The sequence below is a fragment of the Achromobacter kerstersii genome (genome assembly GCF_902859595.1).
In the GTDB taxonomy this organism is placed as follows: Bacteria; Pseudomonadota; Gammaproteobacteria; order Burkholderiales; family Burkholderiaceae_B; genus Achromobacter; species Achromobacter kerstersii.
Genome location: NZ_CADIJQ010000001.1, coordinates 1481857 through 1506041 on the forward strand (window position 1 = coordinate 1481857; position 24185 = coordinate 1506041).

The 24185-nt window shown below is 61.9% G+C and carries 24 protein-coding genes and 1 pseudogene; 14 read left to right on the forward strand and 11 right to left on the reverse strand.

Going from position 1 to position 24185, the window contains the following annotated elements:
• The first annotated feature begins 38 nt into the window (after nt 1-38).
• Complete coding sequence (locus HV765_RS06505) at nt 39-1652, forward strand: NAD(P)/FAD-dependent oxidoreductase (protein ID WP_175169157.1); 1614 nt, start codon at nt 39-41, stop codon at nt 1650-1652.
• Between the two features lie 16 nt (nt 1653-1668).
• Here HV765_RS06505 and HV765_RS06510 read toward each other — a convergent pair whose 3' ends face one another.
• Complete coding sequence (locus tag HV765_RS06510; RefSeq protein ID WP_054421427.1) at nt 1669-1908, reverse strand: tautomerase family protein; 240 nt, start codon at nt 1906-1908, stop codon at nt 1669-1671.
• A 59-nt stretch (nt 1909-1967) separates the two neighbouring features.
• On the reverse strand, nt 1968-2678 hold the full coding sequence (locus HV765_RS06515) for an SDR family NAD(P)-dependent oxidoreductase (protein ID WP_175169158.1): 711 nt from the start codon (nt 2676-2678) through the stop codon (nt 1968-1970).
• Between the two features lie 81 nt (nt 2679-2759).
• On the opposite strand from HV765_RS06515, the gene HV765_RS06520 reads away from it, so the two are divergent.
• The 3 genes from HV765_RS06520 to HV765_RS06530 all read left to right on the forward strand — a co-directional run bounded on the left by HV765_RS06520 (nt 2760) and on the right by HV765_RS06530 (nt 4656).
• The gene (locus HV765_RS06520; RefSeq protein WP_054421425.1) at nt 2760-3647 is read left to right on the forward strand and encodes a LysR family transcriptional regulator; all 888 of its coding nucleotides are present in this window, start codon (nt 2760-2762) and stop codon (nt 3645-3647) included.
• Nucleotides 3648-3781: 134 nt separating this feature from the next.
• Nucleotides 3782-4222: an Hsp20/alpha crystallin family protein gene (locus HV765_RS06525; RefSeq protein WP_054421424.1), complete on the forward strand. Its 441-nt coding sequence runs from the start codon at nt 3782-3784 to the stop codon at nt 4220-4222.
• A 29-nt stretch (nt 4223-4251) separates the two neighbouring features.
• A complete protein-coding gene (locus HV765_RS06530) occupies nt 4252-4656 on the forward strand; it encodes an Hsp20/alpha crystallin family protein (RefSeq protein WP_054421423.1) in 405 nt (134 codons plus the stop codon).
• 95 nt (nt 4657-4751) lie between these two features.
• Here the strand turns inward: HV765_RS06530 and HV765_RS06535 are convergent, their stop codons facing one another.
• The gene (locus HV765_RS06535) at nt 4752-5534 is read right to left on the reverse strand and encodes an SDR family NAD(P)-dependent oxidoreductase (RefSeq protein ID WP_175169159.1); all 783 of its coding nucleotides are present in this window, start codon (nt 5532-5534) and stop codon (nt 4752-4754) included.
• A gap of 52 nt (nt 5535-5586) precedes the next feature.
• Nucleotides 5587-6681, reverse strand: a complete 1095-nt coding sequence (locus tag HV765_RS06540) for an alkene reductase (protein ID WP_175169160.1) — start codon at nt 6679-6681, stop codon at nt 5587-5589.
• A gap of 318 nt (nt 6682-6999) precedes the next feature.
• On the opposite strand from HV765_RS06540, the gene HV765_RS06545 reads away from it, so the two are divergent.
• Nucleotides 7000-7605 (forward strand): TetR family transcriptional regulator, encoded by a 606-nt coding sequence (locus HV765_RS06545; RefSeq protein WP_175169161.1) that lies wholly within the window; start codon nt 7000-7002, stop codon nt 7603-7605.
• A 48-nt stretch (nt 7606-7653) separates the two neighbouring features.
• Nucleotides 7654-8106, forward strand: a complete 453-nt coding sequence (locus HV765_RS06550) for a MaoC family dehydratase (RefSeq protein ID WP_054421420.1) — start codon at nt 7654-7656, stop codon at nt 8104-8106.
• 218 nt (nt 8107-8324) lie between these two features.
• Here the strand turns inward: HV765_RS06550 and HV765_RS06555 are convergent, their stop codons facing one another.
• The gene (locus HV765_RS06555; RefSeq protein WP_175169162.1) at nt 8325-9314 is read right to left on the reverse strand and encodes a PAS domain-containing protein; all 990 of its coding nucleotides are present in this window, start codon (nt 9312-9314) and stop codon (nt 8325-8327) included.
• Nucleotides 9315-9587: 273 nt separating this feature from the next.
• On the opposite strand from HV765_RS06555, the gene HV765_RS06560 reads away from it, so the two are divergent.
• The 4 genes and pseudogenes from HV765_RS06560 to HV765_RS06575 all read left to right on the forward strand — a co-directional run bounded on the left by HV765_RS06560 (nt 9588) and on the right by HV765_RS06575 (nt 14559).
• Nucleotides 9588-11201: a BCCT family transporter gene (locus tag HV765_RS06560; protein WP_276529715.1), complete on the forward strand. Its 1614-nt coding sequence runs from the start codon at nt 9588-9590 to the stop codon at nt 11199-11201.
• Between the two features lie 85 nt (nt 11202-11286).
• Complete coding sequence (locus tag HV765_RS06565; RefSeq protein ID WP_175169164.1) at nt 11287-12468, forward strand: aromatic ring-hydroxylating oxygenase subunit alpha; 1182 nt, start codon at nt 11287-11289, stop codon at nt 12466-12468.
• On the forward strand, nt 12465-13433 hold the full coding sequence (locus HV765_RS06570; RefSeq protein WP_276529716.1) for a PDR/VanB family oxidoreductase: 969 nt from the start codon (nt 12465-12467) through the stop codon (nt 13431-13433). Before HV765_RS06565 ends, HV765_RS06570 begins: the two co-directional genes overlap by 4 nt.
• A gap of 59 nt (nt 13434-13492) precedes the next feature.
• A pseudogene (locus HV765_RS06575) lies at nt 13493-14559 on the forward strand (porin).
• Here the strand turns inward: HV765_RS06575 and HV765_RS06580 are convergent.
• Nucleotides 14556-15443, reverse strand: a complete 888-nt coding sequence (locus HV765_RS06580) for a methylenetetrahydrofolate reductase (protein WP_175169165.1) — start codon at nt 15441-15443, stop codon at nt 14556-14558. The pseudogene HV765_RS06575 and the gene HV765_RS06580 overlap by 4 nt on opposite strands.
• A gap of 54 nt (nt 15444-15497) precedes the next feature.
• Nucleotides 15498-16421 (reverse strand): LysR family transcriptional regulator, encoded by a 924-nt coding sequence (locus HV765_RS06585; RefSeq protein WP_175169166.1) that lies wholly within the window; start codon nt 16419-16421, stop codon nt 15498-15500.
• 143 nt (nt 16422-16564) lie between these two features.
• Between HV765_RS06585 and msuE the strand changes: the two genes are divergently transcribed.
• The 3 genes from msuE (at nt 16565) to HV765_RS06600 (ending at nt 19294) form a co-directional block, all read left to right on the forward strand.
• Nucleotides 16565-17146: an FMN reductase gene (msuE, locus tag HV765_RS06590; RefSeq protein ID WP_054425514.1), complete on the forward strand. Its 582-nt coding sequence runs from the start codon at nt 16565-16567 to the stop codon at nt 17144-17146.
• A gap of 103 nt (nt 17147-17249) precedes the next feature.
• Nucleotides 17250-18233, forward strand: a complete 984-nt coding sequence (locus HV765_RS06595) for a DUF1852 domain-containing protein (RefSeq protein WP_175169167.1) — start codon at nt 17250-17252, stop codon at nt 18231-18233.
• A gap of 32 nt (nt 18234-18265) precedes the next feature.
• The gene (locus tag HV765_RS06600; RefSeq protein ID WP_054425507.1) at nt 18266-19294 is read left to right on the forward strand and encodes a methionine synthase; all 1029 of its coding nucleotides are present in this window, start codon (nt 18266-18268) and stop codon (nt 19292-19294) included.
• Nucleotides 19295-19446: 152 nt separating this feature from the next.
• Here the strand turns inward: HV765_RS06600 and HV765_RS06605 are convergent, their stop codons facing one another.
• The 3 genes from HV765_RS06605 to HV765_RS06615 form a co-directional block, all read right to left on the reverse strand.
• Nucleotides 19447-20430: a Bug family tripartite tricarboxylate transporter substrate binding protein gene (locus HV765_RS06605; protein WP_175169168.1), complete on the reverse strand. Its 984-nt coding sequence runs from the start codon at nt 20428-20430 to the stop codon at nt 19447-19449.
• Between the two features lie 408 nt (nt 20431-20838).
• Nucleotides 20839-21231 carry a nuclear transport factor 2 family protein gene (locus tag HV765_RS06610; protein WP_054428188.1) on the reverse strand — a complete coding sequence of 131 codons (393 nt, stop codon included), beginning with the start codon at nt 21229-21231 and terminating at the stop codon, nt 20839-20841.
• A 4-nt stretch (nt 21232-21235) separates the two neighbouring features.
• A complete protein-coding gene (locus tag HV765_RS06615; RefSeq protein WP_054428189.1) occupies nt 21236-22135 on the reverse strand; it encodes an MBL fold metallo-hydrolase in 900 nt (299 codons plus the stop codon).
• Between the two features lie 212 nt (nt 22136-22347).
• Here HV765_RS06615 and HV765_RS06620 point away from each other — a divergent pair, with 212 nt between their 5' ends.
• Nucleotides 22348-23316, forward strand: coding sequence for a LysR family transcriptional regulator (locus HV765_RS06620; RefSeq protein WP_054428190.1), 969 nt, complete (start codon nt 22348-22350; stop codon nt 23314-23316).
• Here HV765_RS06620 and HV765_RS31815 read toward each other — a convergent pair.
• Nucleotides 23313-24140, reverse strand: a complete 828-nt coding sequence (locus tag HV765_RS31815; RefSeq protein WP_254600477.1) for a tripartite tricarboxylate transporter substrate-binding protein — start codon at nt 24138-24140, stop codon at nt 23313-23315. The two genes, HV765_RS06620 and HV765_RS31815, sit on opposite strands and share 4 nt — an antisense overlap.
• Nucleotides 24141-24185 lie beyond the last annotated feature (45 nt).

Here is a 24185-nt window from a genome sequence, read left to right on the forward strand (position 1 = left end):
TTGGCGACGTTGTGATCGCCCACCCTCTGGACCAAAGCATGTTGCGACTGTCTGAAATCAAGCTGCCGTTGAACCACACGCCCGAAGAATTGCCTGCCGCGATTCTTAAGAAACTAGGCGTACCGGCCAGCGATCTGCGCGGCTTCACCATCTTTTTGCGCAGCTACGACGCGCGCAAGAAACACAATATCCTGCTGACCTACACGCTGGATATCGACATCGAAAATGAAGCCGCGCTGCTTCAGCGCTTTCACGATGATCGCCACGTCAAGCCGACGCCCGACACCGAATACAAATTCGTCGCCCAAGCGCCCGCCACGCTGAGCAAGCGCCCCATCGTCATCGGCACCGGCCCCTGTGGCCTGTTCGCCGGACTCGTCCTGGCGCAGATGGGCTTCAAGCCCCTCATCCTGGAACGCGGCAAGGCGGTGCGTGAACGCACCAAAGACACCTGGGGCCTGTGGCGCAAACGTATCCTGAACCCGGAGTCGAACGTGCAGTTCGGCGAAGGCGGCGCAGGCACGTTCTCGGATGGCAAGCTCTACAGCCAGATCAAAGACCCCAAGCACTACGGGGAAAAGGTCCTGAAAGAATTCGTGCTGGCCGGCGCACCGGAAGAAATCCTGTTCGTCAGCAAGCCGCACATCGGCACGTTCCGCCTGGTGGGCATGGTGGAAGTCATGCGCGACACCATCACCAAGCTGGGCGGCGAAGTGCGCTTTTCCAGCAAGGTTGAAACGCTGCACCGCGAAAACGGCCAGGTGACGGGCGTGACGCTTGCCAGCAGCGAACACATCGAAGCCGACCACGTCGTGCTGGCCATCGGCCACAGCGCACGCGATACGTTCCAGATGCTGCACGAGCAGGGCGTGTTCATGGAGGCCAAGCCGTTCTCGATCGGCTTCCGGATCGAACACCCGCAATCGCTGATCGACCGCGCCCGCTTCGGCCCCAGCGCCGGCCACCCGATTCTGGGTGCGGCCGACTACAAACTGGTGCACCACGCCAGCAACGGGCGCTCGGTGTACAGCTTCTGTATGTGCCCGGGTGGCACCGTCGTGGCGGCCACGTCGGAACCGAACCGCGTCGTCACCAACGGCATGAGCCAGTACTCGCGCAACGAACGCAACGCCAACGCCGGCATCGTGGTGGGCATTTCACCCGAGGTGGATTACCCCGAACACGTGTTGGCCGGCGTGGACTTTCAGCGCAAGTGGGAATCGCAGGCGTATGTGCTGGGCGGCGAAACGTACAGCGCGCCGGGTCAGCTGGTGGGGGATTTTCTGGATGGCAAGGCGTCGACGGAATTCGGTTCCGTGCTGCCGTCGTACACGCCGGGCGTGCATCTGACCGACCTGGCCACCGCACTGCCCGACTTCGCCATCACGGCCATTCGTGAAGCGCTGCCGGCGTTCGACAAGACCATCAAGGGTTTCGGCATGCACGACGCCGTGCTGACCGGCGTGGAAACGCGCACGTCGTCGCCCGTTCGCATCAAGCGTGACAACGACACGCTGCAAAGCCTGAACACCAAGGGCTTGTTCCCGGCGGGTGAAGGCGCGGGTTATGCCGGCGGGATTCTGTCGGCGGGCGTAGACGGCATCAAGATCGCCGAAGCGGTGGCCTTGAGCATCATGGCCCGCCAGGGCTAACGGCGGCCGCTTGCCACTAGGGCTTGTCGGCTTTGGCCTGTTGCGCCCGGTATTCCGGCACCGTGACGCCGCCGACGCCCCAGTTTTCCATTTCGACTTCGTCAATCACGACGAACGTGGAGGCGTGCGGCTTGCCCAGCACCTCAAACAGCAAATCACTGACGCCTTTGATCAGCGCGCGCTTCTGTTCGGGCGTCGTCGCCGTTGCGCCGGGCGCGGTGCCTTCGCGCGTGACCTTGATATTGACGTAGGGCATGTTGTTCTCCTTTGAATCAAGCGTTGCCGCGGGGGGATGAGGGTCGTGAATGTTGAAGGTCAGGCGCCCGCCACCTGCCCGCCATCAACATGCAGGATTTCACCGGTCACAAAACCGGCGTCCTCAAGATACATCACCGCCTGCGCCACGTCGGCAATTTCGCCCAGGCGCTTCATGGGATGCAAAGCCGCCAATGCCTGATGCGAATCGGGCGCATGCATGGGCGTCTTGATGATGCCGGGCGACACCGCATTGACGCGAATATTCCGGGTCGCGTATTCGATAGCCAGGCTGCGCGTGGCGGCGGCCAGCCCGCCCTTGGTCAACGACGCCAGCACGGACGGCACGTTGGAATTGGCGTGGTCCACCAGCGTCGTGGTGATTTGCACGATGTGGCCCCCGCCCTGCTTCAACATGGCGTCCACGGCATGCTGCGTCGTGTAGAAAAAGCCGGCCAGGTTCGTCGACAGCATGTCGCGGTACTGCTGTTCCGTATAGGCGGTAAACGCGTTGGCGATGAAAATGCCGGCGTTGTTCACCAGCGTGTCCACCCGCCCAAAGCGGGCCAGCGCCTGCTCCACCACAGCCTTGCCCGTGGCCGGGTCGCCGATATCCCCGGCGATGGTCAGGTAGTTGGGGTCGTCCGACGGCTGGATCGACCGCGACGTTCCCACCACCCGGTAACCGCGATCCAAAAATGCCCGGGCGATGCCCTCGCCCAGCCCTTGCGACGCGCCCGTAACGATGGCGACCTTCTGTTCGTTGCTCATGATGTTTCCTTCTTAACGTGGTTGGTGTGAGAGGAACATTAGGCGTATCGGCGCTGTTCGAAAATCCGCTAATCTTGCGCAATGGCTGATAAAAAACGCACAGACCCCGACTGGCAGGACATCCGTGTTTTCCTGGCGCTTGCGCGCTACGGCAGCCTGTCGGCCGCCGCGCGGGCGTTGTCGACCAACCATTCGACGATTTCCCGGCGGCTGCACTCGCTTGAGGCCACCCTGGGCGAAACGCTGGTCGAACGCCGGCCCGACGGCTACGTGCTGACCGCCGCCGGCTCGCATGCGCTGGCCGCCGCCAGCGACATGGAAGCCGCCGTCCACACCTTGGGCAGAGGCGGCGCGGACAGCGCGTTACGGGGCTTGGTGCGGATCAACGCCCCGCCCGCCTTGTCGCAGGGTTTTCTAGTCGGCAGGCTTGCCCAGCTGCCGCTGCGGCATCCCGGCATCGATATCGACCTGGCCACCGATTTGCGCTCGGTAAGCCTTGAGCGGCATGTCACCGACATCGCGGTACGGCTGGGCCGCCCTCAAGACGGCGACTTCATTGCGAAAACACTGGGGCACATGGGGTTTGGCTTCTATGCCGAACCGGCGCTTTGCAAACGTATGGAAAGCGGCGCCGAACCGGTGTTTGTGGGCTTTGACGAAGCCAATGCCTATCTGCCCGAAGCGGCGTGGCTGGCCCGCCGCTTTCCGCGCGCGCGCATGATTTTTCGCGCCAACAATCAAGTGGCGCAGGCCTTGGCGGCGCAGTCCGGCGTGGGCATTGCGCTGCTGCCGCACTACATCGGACGCACCACGCCAGGGCTGCAAGCATGCCCCCTGGAAGCCCCGCCTGCCCCGCGCGAAATCGTGCTGCTGACGCGCCGGCAAGACCGCAAGGACGCGCCGATCCAGACGGTGGCGGACTATCTGATCCAGGTGTTCGCGGACGAAAAGGCGCTGTTTGAAGCCTGACGCTGCCGCACGGCCTCTTGAAACTTGCAAACCCGATCCCACATTTGCGCTATGGCGGGGTAGCGCAGCTTGAAAGAACTCCATGCAGCAGCGTCCTACGCCCGTCTGAACCAGACCTTTATCGGGAGACGAACATGGCAACGTATCCATTTTTCGATAGCGGCATCCGTTCCGCCCTGGACACCCTGCAACAGCTGGACAACATCCTGCGATCTTCGACCGCGCCTTCCAACCTGCGGTCCACGGCGCGCGCAGGCTTTCCGCCCGTGAACGTGGGCGCAAGCGCCGACTCGATTGAAGTCGTGGCGTTTGTGCCGGGCATAGACCCGGACGCGCTTGAGGTCACCATGGAAAAAGGCCTGCTGACGATTTCCGGCGAACGGCGCGAAGAAGAACCTGCCGGGCAAGCCACCCTGTACGCACGCGAACGCGCACATGGCCGTTTCAGCCGCGTGGTGGAATTGCCCAGCGACGCCGATCCGGAAAACATCCAGGCGCGCTACACCGACGGCTGCCTTTGCATTTCCATCGGCAAGCGCGAATCCGCCAAGCCGCGCCTGATTTCCATCCAATGAACACTGGCCGACGACACAGGAGGATCATCATGGAAGAACGCAACCAAGTGGCCGCCACGCGCGGCTCGGAATCCTTGACCAAGGTCTCGAACGAGAGCAACCGCGCAGCCACCCTGCCCGCCGTGGACATCTACGAGAACGCCACCGGCATTACGCTGCTGGCCGACCTGCCCGGCGTGTCCAAGGACAGGCTGTCGATCAAGGTGCAGGCGAACGAACTGTTGATCGAAGGCGAAGCCGCAGTGCAGGTGCCGGCCGAGGTGCGCCTGGTGCACAACGAACTGCGCGAACCGTTGTTCCGCCGCAGCTTCACGCTGGGCCATGACCTGGACAAGGACAATATCTCGGCCAACTTGAAGCACGGCGTGCTGACGTTGCAGATTCCGCGGCTGCGCGAAGCACAGCCCCGCAAAATCTCGGTCACGGTGACGTGATCTTGTGACGCGGCTTCGGTCGCCAATGCTTCAATCGTCAACGCGGCAACGATGGGCGGGCATGTCGGGAACGACGCGGCCCGCCCATCGGCTCATCAGGCCATCTTGTAGCGGGCGGCGGCGCTGGCCATCTTGATATCGCCCAGCAGCGCCTGCCGCGCCCCGTCCAACGCCTCCCAGCGCGATGCCTCATGCAGCGGCGGAATCGTCACGGTCTCGCGCCGGTCAAAGCCCACCAGCGCCGCATCCACCAGCTCGCCCACGTCCATCACTTCCGGCAGCGCGTTGATGTCGATGCCCGCGCGTTGCCAGATTTCGGTGCGCGTGGCGGCGGGCAGCACGGCCTGCACATAGACGCCGGCGGGCGACAACTCTTCGTGCAACGCCTGCGACAGAAACAACATATAGGCCTTGGTGGCGCCATAAACCGCCATGCCGAACTGCGGCATGAAACCCACCACCGAACCGACATTCACGATGGCGCCCGTGCCGGCTTGCGCCAAACGCGGTGCAATCGCGCTGGCCAAGCGCGTGGGCGCGGTGCTGTTCAACCCCACCAATTGCGCGACCGCCTTGGGGGTTTGCGCGACAAAATTGCCCGTCTGGGCGGCGCCGGCGTTGTTGATCAAAATCTGGATGCGGGCATCGTCGCGCAACCGCGCCTCGACTTGCTCAAGGTCTTCTTCGCGCGTCAGGTCTGCGGCAAGCACGTCGACCGCCACGCCGTGCTCTTGCCGCAAACGCGCGGCAGCGGCCTCAAGCCGGGCGACGTCACGCGCCACCAGCACCAGGTCGTGGCCGCGCTGTGCAAAGCGTTCGGCGTAGGTGGCGCCAATGCCCGAGGACGCGCCGGTAATCAAAACGGTAGGGGAAGTCATCTTGCGATTCTCTTTGTAAAGTGGAACGGAACACGCCGCGATAGGCAGCGGATCAACGCGCGTCGGCGTCGGCCAGCGCCGGGTAGTCGATGTAGCCTGCCGCGCCGCCGCCATAAAGCGTGGCCGGGTCCAACTGCGCCAGCGGCGCGCCGGTCTTCAGGCGCTGGACCAGATCCGGGTTGGAGATGAACGGACGCCCAAAGGCGAACAGGTCGGCATGGCCTTGGGCGAGCTGGGTTTCGGCCAGCTCCAAGCCATAGCCGTTGTTCGCGATATAGGTGTTCTTGAAGCGTTGGCGCAGCGAACCGTAGTCAAACGGCGCAACGTCGCGCGGGCCGCCCGTGGCGCCCTCCACCACATGCAGATAGACCACGCCCAGCGCATTGAGCTGGTCGGCGATGTAGTCAAACTGCGCCTGCGGATCGCTGCACGAAATGCCATTCGCGGGCGACACCGGCGAAAGCCGCACGCCCGTGCGGTCAGCCCCGACCTCATCCGCCACCGCCTGAGTCACCTCAAGCAACAGCCGGGCGCGGTTCTGCACCGAACCGCCGTACGCGTCGTTGCGCTGGTTGGCGCCGTCCTTGGCGAACTGCTCAAGCAGATAGCCGTTGGCGCCGTGAATTTCCACGCCATCGAAGCGCGCCGCAATGGCGTTCGCGGCCGCCTGACGAAAGTCTTCGACGATGCCGGGCAGCTCGTCCAGCGCCAACGCGCGCGGCGCCGACACCGGCTCAAAGCCATTGTTCACAAACGTCTTGGTCTCGGCGCGAATGGCGGACGGCGCCACGGGCGCGGCCCCGTTCTCTTGCAAGTCCACGTGCGACACGCGGCCCACATGCCACAGCTGAAGGAATATCTTGCCGCCCTTGGCATGCACGGCCTGCGTCACCTGCCGCCAACCTTCGACCTGCGCAGCCGTGTAGATCCCCGGCGTGTCCTGATACCCCTGCCCCTGCTGCGAGATCTGCGTCGCCTCGGCAATCAACAAACCCGCCGAGGCGCGCTGGCTGTAATAGGTTGCGGCAAACCGGCTGGGAACAAAGCCCGCCTCGGCGCGGTTGCGCGTCAGCGGGGCCATCACGATGCGGTTGGAAAGCGTCAGGGGTCCCAGGGTGTAGGGCTGGAACAAAGCGTTGTCGGTCATGGTCAGGGGTCCGTCGAAAAGGGTTGATCGCCGGGGCCGAAGGCGGTGCCTTGGGCGGGTCGCGGCGCTTGCTGGGTCGGTCAACGGCGTTAATGATGATGATCAACATCTAAATCGTCAAGCACTTTGATGATGATCGACATCAATGTATATTCACTGCCTGGACGCAGCATTGACGTGTAGGCCCAGGGCATCGGGCTGGCGAAATGAAGCGGGCGAACTAAGACTCAGGAAATGAGACTCGCGAACTAAGACTGGCGAACTAAGACTCGAGAACTAAGACTCGCGAAATAAGGGTCACCATATGAAGGTCATGAAATGAAGGTAACCAAGGCGCAGGCGCAGGCCAACCGGGCGCACATCGTTGAGACCGCATCGGCGCTCTTCCGCGAGCGCGGCTACGACGGCGTCGGCGTGGCCGAATTGATGGCCGCCGCCGGGTTCACCCACGGCGGCTTCTACAAACATTTCCGGTCCAAGGCCGACCTGATGGCCGAAACCGCGGCATCGGGGCTGTCGCAGTCCCAGGCAATGACGGGCCAGATGGACCTGGCCAAGTTCATCAACGTCTACGTGTCACGCGCGCACCGCGACGGACGCGGCGCTGGCTGCACCATGGCCGCCCTATGCGGCGACGCCGCGCGCCAGACAGACGACGTCAAGGCCACCTTCGCGGCGGGCATCGAAGACATGCTGGCGGTGCTGGGCAAGGACGACGTTGCGTCGCAAGATTCAGAGCTGGCTGCGGACCCGAATTCAACCGCCAAGCGCGCCCGCGCCAAGCGCATTGATTTGCTGGCGCACGTGATTGGCGCCGTCGCGCTGTCGCGCGCCTGCCCCGATGATTCCCCCCTGGCCGACGAAATCCTCGAAGCCTGCCGCAGCGAACTGCTGGCGTCTTTGGCGCCGAAAGCCGCCGGCTGATTCTTCGTTATTCCCGCATTCCCCGCCTATTTGACGGAGCAAACCGACATGGCCGAGCACTACCTTGAAGACCTGACCCCTGGACAACGCTTCATCGGCGCCGCCCGCGTGCGCGTCACCCGGGAACGCATCAAAGCCTTCGCCGCAGAATTCGACCCGCAGCCGTTTCACCTGGACGAAGACGCCGCCAGCGCCACGCTATTCAAAGGCCTGGCCGCCAGCGGCTGGCACACCGCCGCGCTGACCATGCAACTGCTGGTCGCCAGCGAATTCAAACCGGCAGGCGGCATCATCGGCGCGGGCGTGGACGAAATTCGCTGGCCGATGCCGGTACGCCCGGATGATGAATTGAGGATTGAAAGCGAAGTGCTGGAGGTGCGGCCGTCGAAGACGCGCCCCCAGCAAGGCTTGGTGAAGGCGCGCACGACAACGCTGAATCAGAAGGATGAGGTGGTGCAGATCTTCGTCAGCAATTTGGTCGTACAGCGTCGCGGGGAGTAAGGAGCGAAGGATAAAGGGCGAGGGATAAAGGATGAGGGATAAAGGGGCGAAGGATAAAGGGCGGGCGTGTCTGGGGCCTTAATCTGGCCGTCACCGCCAGCTGGTCTTCACCGCGAGCAGGCCTTCACCGCTAGCTAGCCTTCACCGCTAGCTAGCCTTCACCGCTAGCTAGTCTTCACCGCGAGCTAGCCTTCACCGCTAGCTGGCCTGCTCCGCGCTCATCCTTCTTCGACCGCCAACGCAAAGTACGCGGCCGCCCCGTCGTTGTCACGCGTCAGCACAGCGCGCACCCGCACGCTCTGCGCGCCGCCATCCTTCGCGCGCATTTTTGCGCCAAAGGCAGCGGTAGGCTTGCCGTGCCGCATCTTCTTCAAACGCGCCCCGCCATCGGCAAACACGCTCATCAGCCCGTCGCCCATCAGCTCTGCCTTGCCGTAGCCCAGCATCTGCGCCAGCGCCGTGTTGGCGGACTCGCAGCGCAGGTCGGCATCCAGCAGCGCCATCCCCTGCACCGTCAACTCAAACACCGCTTCGAATCGCGCCTGCTGATCCCGTAGCGACTGTTCCGTCAGCTTGCGCGCGGTGTTGTCCATGCTGATGCCCACGATCTTGACGATGCGCCCATCAAAGTCGCGCACGGGCGTCGCGCGCGACGAGATCCAGCGCAGGCTGCCGTCCGGCTGGATCAGGCGAAAGTCGAATTCGTGCGCATTGCCCGTGCGTAGCGATTCCTCGTACGCAGCGTTCATCATCGGCACGTCATCGGCGTGCACGTGCTTCCAGAAGCTCTCGTTGCTGACAATCCGCCAGCCGTACACGGCTTCAACGTTGGACGAGTAGCTGACGTCGTCCGTGATCAGGTTCCATTCCCACGTGACGATGCGCGCGCCCTCTTGCGCCAGCTTCATGCGCGTTTCGCTTTCCATGATCTCGGCCATGTAGCGGCGGCGCGTATCGGTCATGGGCATCGCCACCGCGCTTGATGCGCCTGCCTCCTCCCGCGCCTGCTCGCCGTAGCGCAGCCAGATCCAGTTCACGCCCACAAACGCCGCCAGCTTGCGCAGCTTTTCGTAATCGATCTCGCCGCCCTTGGTCCATTTATGGACGGCGGGGCGCGACACGTTGAGCGCCGTGGCGACGGCTTGGAGTGTCAGTTGCTTGTGTTCAAGCAGCTCTTTCAAGCGAAATGCAAAGCTGTCTTCGGTCATGTTCACGCCCCTTCAGCCGCGGCAATTCCCCGCCACCGTTTGAAAAGCTCCGCGCAAGCACGACGATGAAAAACACCGATCGTTACAAACGCGCGGTTTTCCGATAGATGCTTGTGCATGGAAGAAGTCTTGCCTACATTGAGTTAATTACTGGTTAATGTAAACCAGTGGTTTACTGACAACAAGAAAAACAAACCTAACAAACACAACAAACACAACGACCACAACGACCACAAAAAAATCTGTGCGCAACGACGCATGAGAGGAGACAACGTGAAAACATCCGCGCCACGCCGCGACGGGTTCCTGACCCTATGCACGCTTACCGCCGTGCTGGTGACCGTCATCGCCATGGTTCGCTGGCCCGCCGAAGCCGCTGCAACCGCTAACGTCTTGTTCGATTGGTCGACGCGCTCGTTCGGGTCGGTCATTCAAATATTTGTCTTCGGCTGTGTCATCGCCTGCATCGCGCTGGCGTTCAGCAAGTATGGCAACGTGCGCTTGGGCGATGGCAAGCCCGAGTACTCGACCCTGTCATGGATCTTCATGTTCATCTGCGCCGGCATGGGGTCGTCGACCTTGTATTGGGGCGTAATGGAATGGGCCTATTACTACCAGTCGCCCGGCCTGAACGTTGCCGCCGGCACGCGCGACGCACTGGAATACAGCATCAGCTATTCCTTCTTTCACTGGGGCCTGAGCGCCTGGGCGGTATACGCCCTGCCCTCGCTCGCAATGGCCTACCACTTCCATGTGCGCAAGAAGTCGGGCTTGAACCTCGCGTCCATCATCCAGGCCATTACGGGGTTTCGCGCCACGGGTCCGGTCGGACGCTTAGCAGACCTGATTTTCCTGCTGACGATGTTCGGCGCGCTGACGGTTTCCATCGCCCTGACCGCAACCACCTTCACGCGCGGCCTCGCAAGCCTGGCCGGCACCCCTGACACCTTCACCATGCAGTTGATCGTGATCGTCGGCGTGTCCGCGCTGTTCTCGGCAAGCGCCTACATCGGCATCGCCAGCGGCATGAAACGCCTGAGCCATATGGTCTGTTGGGGCGCGCTGCTGCTGGCCGCCGTCGTCTTCGTCGTCGGCCCCACCCAGTTCTCCGGCAACAACATCGTCAACGGCCTGGGCCTGATGCTGCAGAACTACATCCGCATGAGCCTCTTTACCGACCCCGCCGGCGACGGCGCCTTCAACCGCGGCTGGACGGTGTTCTATTGGCTGTGGTGGGTGTCGTACTCGCCGGGCGTGGCGATGTTCGTGGCGCGCGTCTCCAAGGGTCGCAAAATCAAGGACGTCATCGGCGCCCTCTTGCTGGGCGGCAGCGCCGGCTGCTGGTTCTTCTTCGGCGCGCTGGAAAGCTACTCGATGCACCAGTTCATGTCGGGCGCGATCGATGTCCCGCACATCTTGAAGGAGCACGGCGGCGAGACGGCCGTCGAAATGCTGCTAAGCGCGCTGCCCGCAGGCAAACTTTTCCTGGCCCTGTACCTGGCGATCATGATCGTCTTCCTGGCCGCGCACGTTGATGCCGTCGCCTATGCCGTGGCCGCCACCACCACGCGCAACCTGTCCGAAGGCGCAGACCCCACGCCCACCAGCCGCGTCTTCTGGTGCATAGCGCTGACGCTCGTGCCGCTGGCGATGCTGTTCACCAAAGCATCGCTGGAAACCATGAAGACCGCGGTGGTGCTCACCGCCATCCCCTTCCTGTTCATCCTTGCCATCAAGCTGTTCGGCCTGTTCCGTTGGCTGATGCAGGACTACGGGGATGTTCCGGCGCACTTGATCGAATCGGCCGCACAGCCGGGATCAGAAGAAGCCGTCGTGACGGACCTGCGTCAGGCCGTCCAGAAGCCACGCGCTGTCGCAAACGGATAGCCCTGCACGAACGGGCACGCGGTAAGCGCTGCCCGCTTCCCAATCTATCGCTGGCCCCCACGCCAACACTTCCATGGAGACCATCATGACCCCCATCCCCCAGTTGCCCGCCAATTTCTGCGCCGACGAAGAAAACGCCTGGACCCTGCCCGCCTCGTACTACACCCAGGACGCGGTCTTCGATTACGAGAAAGAGCAGGTGTTCGCCAACACCTGGATCTGCGTCGCCCACCGCAGCGAACTGGCTGCGCCTAACGACTACGTCACGCGCGACATCATCGGCGAAAGCATCATCGTGCTGCGTGACCGCGAGGGCATCCTGCGCGCCTTCTACAACGTTTGCCCGCACCGCGGCCACCAACTGATGCAAGGCAGCGGCCGCGCCAAGAACGTCATCACCTGTCCGTACCACGCCTGGACCTTTAAGCTCGACGGCGAGCTGGCCCTTGCACGCAACTGCGACAACGTACCCAACTTCGACCGCGACAAGGCGAGCCTGGTCCCCATCAAGGTCGAAGAAGCCGCGGGCTTCATCTTCATCAACATGAACCCGGACGCCGGCTCGGTAGAGGACCAGCTCCCCGGTTTCGAAGCCCGCCTGCGCGCCGCCTGCCCGGTGGTGGACGACCTGCACCTGGCCGCCCGCTTCGTTACCGACACGCCCGCCAACTGGAAGTCCATCGTTGACAACTACCTGGAGTGCTACCACTGCGGCCCCGTACACCCCAGCTTCGCGGACTCCGTCCAAGTCGACAAATACAACCACACCATGCACGGCAACTGGACGTTGCAGTTTGGCCTGGCCAAGTCATCGGAAAAGTCCTTCAAAGTTGACCCGTCGGTGAAGGACCCCAGCTTCGCCGGCTTCTGGACGTGGCCCTGCACGATGTTCAACGTGCCGCCCGGCGCCGACTTCATGACCGTCATCTATGAATTCCCCGCCAGTGCGGGCGTCACGTTGCAGCACTACGAGATCTACTTTCTTAACAAGGACTTGACCGACGAACAGCAGAAACTGGTCGAGTGGTACCGCGATGTTTTCCGCCCTGAAGACTTGCGCCTGGTGGAGAGCGTGCAGAAGGGTTTGAAGTCGCGCGGCTATCGTGGCCAGGGCCGCATCATGGTCGACCGGCAGCGCAGTGGGATCAGCGAACACGGCATCGTGCATTTTCATCGGCGGTTGGCGACGGAGTACAAGGATGCGCAGTGCGAAGGTGCGACGTCATCCCTTACCCCTGCGCCGGCGTCGCAACGCGCCCCCGCATGATCATGGCAGCCCACCAGACCCTGCTCGTGCGCGTCGCACGCATCGAACAGGTGACCCCGCTGATCAAACGCTTCACGCTGGAATCCCGCGACGGCAGCGCCCTGCCGCCCTTCACGGGCGGCAGCCACATCATCGTGCAAATGCGTAACGGTGAAAGCCACTACAACAACGCTTACTCGCTGATGAGCTCGCCGCACGCGCTTGATAGCTACCAGATAGCCGTTCGGCGGCAGGCGCCATCCAAGGGCGGTTCGGCCTACCTGCACGACAAGGTCGGCGAAGGCGACCTGCTGACCATCACCACGCCGAACAATCTGTTCGCGTTGGACGGCTCGGCCGGCCACCACGTGCTGATCGCGGGCGGCATCGGCATCACGCCGTTCATGTCGCAATTGCATGAATTGCACAAACGTGGCGATTCACACGAACTGCACTACGCCTTCCGCGCGGATGGGCATGGCGCCTTCCAGGATGAGCTGGCCCAGTCTTGCCAGGACTGCGTCAGGTTCTATGACAGCGGCAATGGCCAAACCATGAACGTGGCCAGCCTGCTGCGTGACATGAAACCCGACGCGCACGTCTATGTGTGCGGCCCCGGCACGCTGATCGACGCCGTGCGCCGCGCGGCGCAAGACGCCGGCGTTGCGCCGTGGCGCGTACACGTAGAGAAATTCGCCGCCGCCAAGCCGTCTGGCGCCGCGTTCACGCTGGTGCTGGCAAAGTCCGGCGCCACCGTCGAAGTGGCCAGCGGCGAATCCATCCTCGACGCGATTGAGCGTGACGGCACGGCCCCGGTCGAATGTCTGTGCCGCGAAGGCGTGTGCGGCACCTGCGAAACCCGCATCCTGGAAGGCGAAGCCGTCCACTTCGATCAGTACCTGACTGACCAAGACCGCGCGGCGCAAAAGACGCTGCTGATCTGCGTGTCGCGCGCCAAGGGCGAAAAGCTCGTGCTCGACCTGTAAACCACAACATCGCGCCGGCGCCACCGAATGCCGGGCATCAAGGGGGGAGGAAACCACCAATGAAACAGATAGCCGGCCTTTGGCTGCTGGCGGGCGTCGTGCTGCCTTTCGCCACGCATGCGCAGACCAGCGTCACCCTGTACGGCGTCATCAGCACCGCCGTGCGCTACACCTCCAACATCGACGGTGAACATGGCAGCTTGAGCCAGCTCGTCTCCAGCGGCATCGGCGGCAGCCGCTGGGGCTTGAAGGGTTCCGAAGACCTTGGCAACGCATTTTCGTGCTGGAAAATGGCTTCGGCACCAACGATGGCAAGACGGCCTACGACGCGCTGTTCGGCCGCCAGGCCTATGTGGGGGTGTCCGGCGCCTGGGGCAGCCTGACCCTCGGCCGGCAATACAACGCCTTGAACAACATCGGCTGGGCATACAACCCGCTGGACCAAAGCTGGGGCAACTTCTGGTCCGACCCGCTCTACACCGGCGGCGACGTCTTCTTTCAGGATTACCGCATCAACAACAGCGTGGTCTATAGCCGCAGCACGGGGCCGCTCACCTTGCAGGTGGACTACGGCTTTGGGCAACAGGCTGGCAGCATGTCGCGCGGCTCGACGTTTGGCGGCGGCCTGATGTACCAGCAAGGCCCGCTGTCAGTCGGCGTGGCCTATGACCAGCATCGCGCGCGCACCGGCGACAACACGCTGCATAACTATTCCATTGGCGGATCGTACGCGGTCGGCAACGCCACGGCCTACCTGGGCCACATGGGCCGACGCGAAACCGCGCAACAGCCGCGCTACGCCATCAGCTTTATCGGCCTGGGCTATCAGGTCACGCGCGCACTGCACCTTTCCGGCGCCTACTATCGCTACCAGCAGCGCGGCAAGGTCACGACGCAGTACCAGCCCGTGCCGGTGCTGCTTGGCAGCGGCAATGGCGACATCGTTGCGGCCGTGGCGGACTACGCCCTATCCCCGCGCACCAGCGTTTTTCTGGAGCTTGACGCCACCCGCGCACGGGGCGGCGCGGTCGGCCGGGAAACCGAGTACTGGAGCGGCCAGGCAGCAACCGGCGTTGGCAGCTCCACGCGCATCGGTGTGATGACGGGGATGCGGCATATGTTCTAAGCGCTTGCGTGACGCAGTGGCTGGGCGCGGGAGCGGTACTGCTCTATCCATCTGACGGACTGTGCAACGCCTCCAAATGGAAAGAAATGCAGGCTCACCTTTCCATGCGCTGCGGTCAGTCCGGCGGCCAGGCGGTCCACAAACACATCCGGCCCCGCCGTGCCAAACAGCTTGCCAAGCGAGATTCCGTACTTGGACCACATCGACGCGCATGCGCTGACGCCGCACAAGGCGGCATAGCGCGCAAGCACCGCGATACCGGCGGGGCCGGGCACGCCCACGCACACGGGATGTTCAATGCCCCGCTCGCGCAGCGCCGTCAGCCACATCAACACGGCGTCCGCATCAAAACCGAACTGCGTAATGATCAAGGGCGCCATGCCGCGCTCGCTGATACTGCGACACTTTCGTTCAAGCACATTCCACCGATCGGCCGCGCTCATGACCGGGTGGCCCTCTGGATGCCCGCCCACGCCAAGCACCCGGATGCCGGCGCGCTCGAAAACGCCGGTTTCGATCAGCGAAGCACTGTCTGCAAACGGCCCCATCGGGCTCGATGGATCGCCCGCAATCACAAAGCAGCGTTCAACGCCGGCTTCGGCAGCCGCGCGTTTGACGAAGGAGTCCAGCCCGGCCAGCGAGACGATGCGGCGTGCCGAAAGGTGCGGCATGGGCTCAAAGCCCAGTCCGCGAACGGCCCGCGCCGCAGCCAGTCGCGCGTCGTCGTCCTGGCCGGGCAAATAGGGAATGGAAATCGTCGAGCCCGGCACTATCCGCGAACCCGCGGCGGTCAGCGCTGCAATGTCTCTTGCGCTGACTTCCAACGAATAGGCGTCAGTGATGTTGCGAGCTGGCAGGGTGGTATGAGAGGAAATCAAGGACATCGCTACAGGGCGCGCCAAACCGCTTGGCAAGCGGTTTGCGTACCACGGTGAAGTTCATTCATGGGCGTCTTGCGCCATGGCGGCCGGGGCGACAGTGCCCGGATGGCGGGCCAGTTCGATGAAGGCCCGCACGTAGTCAATGGCGCTGTCCGCCTCGCGCGCCCCCAGAAAAATCTGCTTGGCGATGCCGCGCACGCCCAGCCGCACCGGCACCACATCCATCCGGGCCGCGTATTCCTCGACCAGCCAGCGCGGCAGAGCGGCCACACCGCGTCCGCTGGCCACCATCTGCACCATGATGTCGGTGGTTTCGATGGCTTTATGGCGCTTGGGCGTGACACCGGCCGGCAGCAGGAACTGGTTGTAGATGTCCAGGCGCTCGATGTCCACGGGGTAGCTGATCAGCACTTCCTGCGTCAGCTGCCGCGGCTTCACGTACGCAGCCGTTGCCAGGGGGTGGCCCTTGGGCACGACCAGCACCTGCTCGTAGTCGAACACGGGCTCGAATTTCAGGCCCGGCTTGAACAGCGGGTCGGGCGTAACCAGCAGGTCGATCTCGTAGCCAAAAAGCGCGCCGATCCCGCCGAACTGGAACTTCTGCTTGACGTCCACATCCACGTCGGGCCACGCCGCCAAATACGGTGAAACCACCTTTAGCAACCACTGATAGCAAGGATGGCATTCCATGCCTATGCGCAGCGCGCCGCGTTCGCCCTGCGCGAACTGGCCAAGCCGCTCTTCGGCCAGGTCCAGTTGCGGCAACACGCGGTTCGCCACCGCCAGCAGGTATTGGCCGGCCTGCGTCAAGCGCAGGCTTCGACCTTCGCGCAGCCAGACGTCGGTGCCCAACTGCTGCTCCAGCTTCTTCATGCTGTGGCTCAGGGCCGACTGGGTCAGGTTCAACACGCCCGCGGCGGCGGTCAACGACCCTTGCTTTTCTACCTGCTGGACGATGCTGAGGTGGATGCGTTCAAGCATTCAGATGATTCCTGCTCATGGATTGTTGAATTAAAACCATTTTACTTCATCGGTACCCTCCTCTAGCATGCGGTTCCAGCTTGATGCTGCAACTGCACAAAAACAGATGCGGCGCCGGGTAGATCCATTCATGTGAAGCAAAGATGACACGTCCACTCCGTCTAGTCGCAGTTTCCGGCGGACTGCAACGCCCCTCCAAGTCAGCGGCCCTGGCAGAGCACCTGCTGGATCTGATCGCCGATGAAGTCCCGTGCGAACAGCACCTGGTTGAACTGGGTCAGCTCGCCCCGCAACTTGCTGGCGCCGTCTGGCGCTCGCAATTGCCCGACACGGTGGAACGCGAGCTTGGCGCGGTCGAACAAGCGGACATCCTGGTGGTGACAACCCCGGTCTACCGCGGCTCGTACACGGGCCTGTTCAAGCACTTCTTCGATTTCATTCATCAGGACGCCCTGATCGACAAGCCCGTCTTGTTGGCGGCCACCGGCGGCAGCGAACGCCATGCCTTGATGATCGACCACCAATTGCGGCCGCTGTTCAGCTTCTTCCAGGCACGTACCTTGCCGCTGGGCGTCTACGCCACCGACAAGGATTTTGCCGACTACCGCGTGCAGGATATGGCCCTGATCGAACGGGCCAGACTGGCCGTGCAGCGCGCATTGCCCTTAATCGAATTGATGCGCCACCCACGCACCGCCGCCGCAGAAGAAGCGGTCGCAGTCTGACGCAAAGCCAATTCAGCCGCCGCCCGCAGCGGCGATAGCGTCCGCCGCCAAGCGGCAGCCGGACTCCGTATTTCTTTCGCCAAAATCAGCACACCCCAACACCATGAGCAACGCGTTCACATTCAACATCAAGAGCATTCCTTTTGATGAAAATTATCAGCCCTCCGACAGCACGCGCATCACGACCAACTTCGCCAATCTGGCACGGGGCGCGAGTCGCCAGGAGAATCTGCGCAACACGCTGAAGATGATCGACAGGCGCTTCAATAATCTGGCGCATTGGGACAACCCCAAAGCGGATCGCTACACCGTCGAACTCGAAATCATCTCCGTTGAAATGAACATCGCCGCCAACGGCGGCAGTGATGCGTTTCCGCTGATTGAAATCCTGAAGACCAATATCGTTGACCGCCAGAACAACGAACGCATCGAAGGGATCGTCGGGAATAACTTCTCTTCGTACGTGCGCGACTACGACTTCAGCGTGCTTTTGCAAGAGCACAACAAGAACAAATCCACCTTCAGCTCGCCTGACGGTTTCGGCGAGCTGCACGGCAAGCTGTTCAAGCACTTTGTCAGTTCCAGCGCTTACCAAGAACGGTTCAGCAAGCCGCCGGTCATCTGCATCAGCGCCTCGAGCAGCAAGACGTACCTGCGCACTGAAAACCAGCACCCCATCCTGGGCGTTGAATATCAGCAAAACGAGTTCTCGCCGACGGACCAGTACTTCGAAAAAATGGGCTTGCAGGTCCGTTACTTCATGCCCCCGGGCAGCGCCGCACCGTTGGCCTTTTACTTTCAGGGCGACCTGCTTGGCCACTACACGAACCTTGAGCTGATCAGCATCATCAGCACGATGGAAACGTTCCAGAAGATCTACCGTCCCGAGATCTACAACGCCAATTCCGCCGCGGGGAACTTCTATCAACCGAGCCTGAAGAATCAGGATTACTCGCTGACGCAGATTGTCTATGACCGCGAAGAGCGCAGCCAGCTTGCCGTGAAGCAGGGAAAGTTCACGGAAGAGCACTTCATCAAGCCCTACAAGCAAGTGCTGGAAAGCTGGGCCGCCAACTACGCGCACTAATCACTCAAAAAACACACGAGACCACGCTGATCATGAAAAAACTACTGCCCACCTCCACCGCCGGCAGCCTGCCCAAGCCTTCGTGGCTTGCCCAGCCTGAAAAACTCTGGTCGCCTTGGAAACTGCAAGACGACGAGCTGATCGAAGGCAAACAAGACGCCTTGCGCCTGGCGCTGCAAGAACAACAGCACGCGGGCATTGATATCGTCAGCGACGGCGAGCAAACCCGTCAGCACTTTGTCACGACGTTCATCGAGCATCTCGACGGCGTCGATTTCGAAAAGCGCGAGACCGTCCGGATTCGTGATCGCTATGACGCGAGCGTGCCGACCGTCGTGGGCGCCGTCAGCCGTCAAAAGCCGGTGTTCGTTGAAGACGCCAAGTTCCTGCGTCAGCAAACCAAGCAACCCATCAAGTGGGCGCTGCCAGGCCCCATGACGATGATCGATACGCTGTACGACGCCCACTACAAGAGCCGCGAAAAGCTGGCATGGGAATTCGCCAAGATCCTGAACCAGGAAGCCCGCGAATTGGAAGCCGCAGGCGTGGACATCATCCAATTCGATGAGCCGGCATTCAACGTGTTCTTCGACGAAGTGAACGACTGGGGCATCGCCACCCTGGAACGCGCCATCGAAGGCCTGAAGTGCGAAACCGCCGTGCACATCTGCTACGGCTACGGCATCAAGGCCAACACCGACTGGAAGAAGACGCTGGGGTCCGAGTGGCGTCAGTACGAGGAATCGTTCCCCAAGCTGCAACAGTCCAGTATCGACATCATCTCGCTGGAATGCCACAACTCGCACGTGCCGATCGATCTGCTCGAACTGGTTCGCGGCAAGAAGGTGATGGTCGGCGCCATCGACGTGGCGAGCGACAAGGTTGAAACGCCGGAAGAAGTGGCCAATACGCTGAGAAAGGCGCTGAAGTTTGTGGATGCCGACAAGCTGTATCCGTGCACGAACTGCGGCATGGCACCGTTGTCGCGGGCTATTGCGAAGGGCAAGCTGCTCGCTTTGAGCGAAGGCGCGGAAATCGTTCGCAAGGAACTGTTGGGCTGATGCTGAGCTGAAGCGGTAAGGGGTGCGAAAGGCTTAAAGCGATAAGAAGCCATCTACGGTTTCACCCAACGCAGCCTTCCCCCCTCACACCCATGAAAAAAGGCGCCGAGGCGCCTTTTTTCGCGATGGAGTCAGTCTGACACCTGATTTCTCTACTGTTCCTTCAGCCCCAACGACTTCATCAATGGGGCGAACAATTTCTTCTCGTCCTGCACGCGAGCGGTGTAGTCGGCCACGCTCAGCGGTAGCGCCTCGGCGCCGGCGTCCAGGAACCGCGCCTTGATCTCCGGCCGCGCCAGCACCTTATTGATTTCGCCGTTCATGCGATCGACCACATCATCGCGGGTGCCGGCGGCGGCATAAACGCCGAACAGGCTGTCCGCGAAAACGCCGTCAATGCCGGCCTCAGAAAAGGTTCGTATGTCGGGCGCGACAGCTGCCCGTTGCCGGCTCGCCACCGCCAGCACCTTCAGTTTGCCCGCTTGCACCATGGGAAAGACCGTGGCCGGTCCAAACGCAAAGTCGATCTGGCCCGCGGCCAAGTCTTGTATCGCCGGCGCCACGCCGCGATATGGCGCATGGGTGGCCTGCATGCCGGTAGCCTGCTTGAGCAGCTCGCCAGCCAGATGCGGCGTCGTGCCGTTGCCCGCCGACCCGTAGTTAAGCGGATTGGGCTGTTTGCGCGCGTATTCGACGAATGCTTCGAGCGTATCGACACCCAGCGAGGACCGGACGAACAGGAACAACTGGCTGTTGGCCAACAAGGCGACCGGCCGCAGGTCCCGTTGCGGATCAAACGGCATGCTGGCGAACATCAGCGGGTTGACCGATTCGGTCGTCGATGGATTGAGCAAGAAGGTGTGGTTGTCTCCCCCGTTGCGCACGACCTCGGCGCCCGCCAGGTTGCCGCCCGCGCCGCCCCGATTCTCCACGATGACGGTCTGTTTCAATCCCTCGGCCAAATGCGGCTGTACCGTGCGCGCCAGCACATCAACCAGCCCGCCAGGGGCCAGCCCCACGACCAGACGCACCGGCTTGGAGGGCCAGGCTTGAGGCGGCGTTTGCGCTTGGCTGCCCGTCGCCCAGCCAGCCAGCGCCAGCATCATCAAGGCCAGGCAATGTCTACGCAGCAGCATGCGATTCTCCTTATGGGGCGCCACCGCGCGATCCTGCGTACGGTGCGTCAGGTGCCGCACCCCGGTGAACCACCTTGATGCCTCATCGCGGTGGAGCCCTGCATCAGGCGCTTATTCTTCACAAAAGTTTAAGCATAAAGAATCCCGGATAACCCTAGTTTGCTGGGGAGGAACAAGCGGGGCTTAACAAGGCCACAACGTACTCATGCGACCGGCCAATGTCCGCCTTTAAACCGGGTTCGTAGCTGTAGCTTCTCAAAGCCCTGCTTTCGTCAAAGCCTAGGCGAGACCTTGTTGCACAAGGCTCGCATGTCATTGGAGCAGACTCGGCGACTAGACTGTTTGAACGCCGGCAGATTGTCTTCGATCAACGATGCGTAGGCCAGCAGGCGCGTCAAGGCAGGTATCTCAATCGACCATGGCCCGGCGAACCATTTCACTGTCCACATACTGCTCCATGCTGGCAATCTTGCCATTCTCTAGACGATAGAGATGGGCAAAGGTAGCTCGCATGGATCTTCCAGTCCTCAGATACGTTCCGGAATAAACACCGAAGGCAGCGACTTGGTCGCCGTCGGCCAGATAAGTGTGGACCTTGGCCTGATAGCCTTCCCATTCGGTCGCCAGCCGGTGGAACACCTTGGCGAAGATTTCTTCAGGCCCAGTGTAAGTTCCGGCATAGGGAAACCCCGCCGCCTCGGTCCAGGTGGCATCAGCGGCCAAGGCGGCAAGCAGGTGCTTGCCGTTCTCTTCGGATGGGCCTTCATAGGTCGCGCGGATGATGTCCAGGTTGGTCGTCATTGTCTCAACCCCACTTCATCTCGCCGGTCGCTACCTTGGCACCGATCTGCAAGGCAATGCCCATGCCGGCGTCTGGATAGCGTTGGGTCATTGCCGCGATGAGGTCGGCGCTGTTGGCGGCCTTGGCCAGTTCTTGTTCGAACGCCAACAGATAGTCACGCGTGTAGAGAATTGCCGAAAGGTCGGTGGCTGCGTTGACCGCCATGTGACCGGGAACCACCACGGTGGGTTTGCGCGCGGCAATGGCTTCGAGATTCTTCACCCACGTGGCGCGGGCCTCGGCACCCTGCGTGTCCGCAGTCCAGACGTGCACGCCAGAGAACACCAGAACGCCGCCGAACACGGCTTTCAACGAAGGCACCCAGATGTAGCGGCGGTTGGCCAGGCCATCGGCATCGACGAATTCGATGTCATGACCTTCCAGGCTAAGCGCAGGACCATCGAAGGCTTCCGGCATCACGATATCGTCCAACGTCTGCGGACCGTTCTCCTTGAGCTGCGGGCCCCAGGTCGCCAGTTTCTTTTCCACGTTGCCCTTGATGGCTGCAATCGTGGACGATGCGGCGATGACCCGCGCCCGGGGAAAAGCTGCAGTGATGGGTGCAAGGCTGAAGTAGTAGTCGGGATCGCTCTGGCTGATATAGATCGTGGTCAGCTGCTTGCCGCTGGCCTTGATCGCTTCGGCAAGCGCCTTGCCGTTAGGAAGCGTGAAGCCAGCATCGATCAGCACTGCCTCGCGCGCACCGGCAATCAATACGGGAGCACGGAAGAAACCGTTCTCGCCGGCGGGAAAGTGTTTCCAAGTCAATTCGGTAGTAGCGGCCATAACGTTCTTTACTCCCAGGATGGCGGTCGCGACAGTCGCGGCCGCTACGGTTCTTAATACATCTCTTCGTGTTGCCATGATTGCACCGGCTAAAAATATAGATGGAAGGTTCAAGCCGCTTGAATCTGATCCAGCAGCGCACTTGGGTTGGAATAGGCAGCGCTCAGGCTCAACAGGATGCGCTTGACCTCGCAATGCAGGGCCTTGTGCATGGTCTTTTCCTGTGACTAAGCGGCAGATGTTAGCTCTCTAACATTGACTATTAAACACATACCGGATATATGATCTGTATGTCAAAAGCATACAATCCAAGTGAAACCGGCCCAGGCGGCCTCGGCAACCTCAGGCGGCTGGCCTATTTCGTTGCAGTGGTGGAAACGGGTTCTTTCACCGCCGCCGCCGAGCGCCTGGGCATTACCAAGGCCGTGGTCAGCCAACAGGTTGCAAGGCTGGAGCAGGAGTTCCGCACCTCGCTTCTGGTTCGCACCACGCGCAAAGTGCAGGCCACCGACGCCGGGCGTGCGTTCTATGAGCGTTGTGCCTCAATCCTGCACGAGGCCGATGACGCCTTCACCGAATTGGCAGAAGCATCAACCGAACCCGCCGGCAAGTTACGGCTTACTGCTCCCTTCGACTACGGCGTCGGCGTGGTGGTGCCGGCCATTGCTGCTTTCACCCTGCGTTATCCGGCCTGCAAGGTAGACGCTATCCTCAGCGACAAGACGCTGGATATGATGTCCAGCAATATCGAGTTGGCGATTCGTGTTGGGTGGCTAACCGAGACGGGATTGCAAGCACGAAAAATCGGCTCATTCCGACAGTTGCTCGTTGCTTCGTCCAGCTTGGCGTCGAGAGTGGCGCGGATTACCCGCCCGGAGGACCTCGACAAGCTTCCCTTCATCGCCAACACCGCGTTGAGGGACCATCTGCGCTGGAATTTTTCGCGCGAACAAAACCAGTACCGACCTGTGACCATGCAGGCGTCCATTTTCCTGGACGCCACGCTAGCCGTACGCGAAGCGGTACACGCAGGCGCAGGCTTGTCGGTACTGCCAGACTATCTCGTCGCTGACGATCTTGCCTCTGGGCGATTGATCGAAGTCCTGCCGCAGTGGTCGCTGCCCGGCGGTGGCATCCATGCTGTCTTCCCGTCCACACGCTTTCGTCCTGCCAAAGTGCGTGCTTTTGTGGACTTGCTGAGGGAAAGAGAGGAACAGCGACAGGGCGTGAATCTCGCTCTCAAGGGCAGTGGCACCTAGATCCCTCCGCCTGCGTCAGATATCAACCGAAGATCAGGTACGCCGCTTGCTAAACGAACCTCACCCGCCAACATCTTCCCAGTCATCTCGCCAAAGGTCTTGGCGGCGGTCAGACGGCGCTTCTCGCGGCGTCCGTTGAGACGGTAGTCGTAGCGGAACGTGACGGTACCGGTACTCGATACCGTCACGTACATACCATCGCGGTCTGAAGCCTTATAAATCTTGCGCACCATGGTGTCAGACTGCAATTCGCGCTGGCATCGGCGGCATTGCAGTCTGACACCTGATTTCTCTACTGTTCCTTCAGCCCCAACGACTTCATCAATGGGGCGAACAATTTCTTCTCGTCCTGCACACGCGCGGCGTAGTCGGCCACGCTCAGCGGTAGCGCCTCGGCGCCGGCGTCCAGGAACCGCGCCTTGATCTCCGGCGGCGGCATACACGCCGAACAGGCTGTCCGCGAAAACGCCGTCAATGCCGGCCTCAGAAAAGGTTCGTATGTCGGGCGCGACAGCTGCCCGTTGCCGGCTCGCCACCGCCAGCACCTTCAGTTTGCCCGCTTGCACCATGGGAAAGACCGTGGCCGGTCCAAACGCAAAGTCGATCTGGCCCGCGGCCAAGTCTTGTATCGCCGGCGCCACGCCGCGATATGGCGCATGGGTGGCCTGCATGCCGGTAGCCTGCTTGAGCAGCTCGCTAGCCAGATGCGGCGTCGTGCCGTTGCCCGCCGACCCGTAGTTAAGCGGATTGGGCTGTTTGCGGGCGTATTCGACGAGTGCTTCGAGCGTATCGACACCCAGCGAGGACCGGACGAACAGGAACAACTGGCTCTTAGCAAGACCACAACGTACTCATACGTCCGGCCAGCG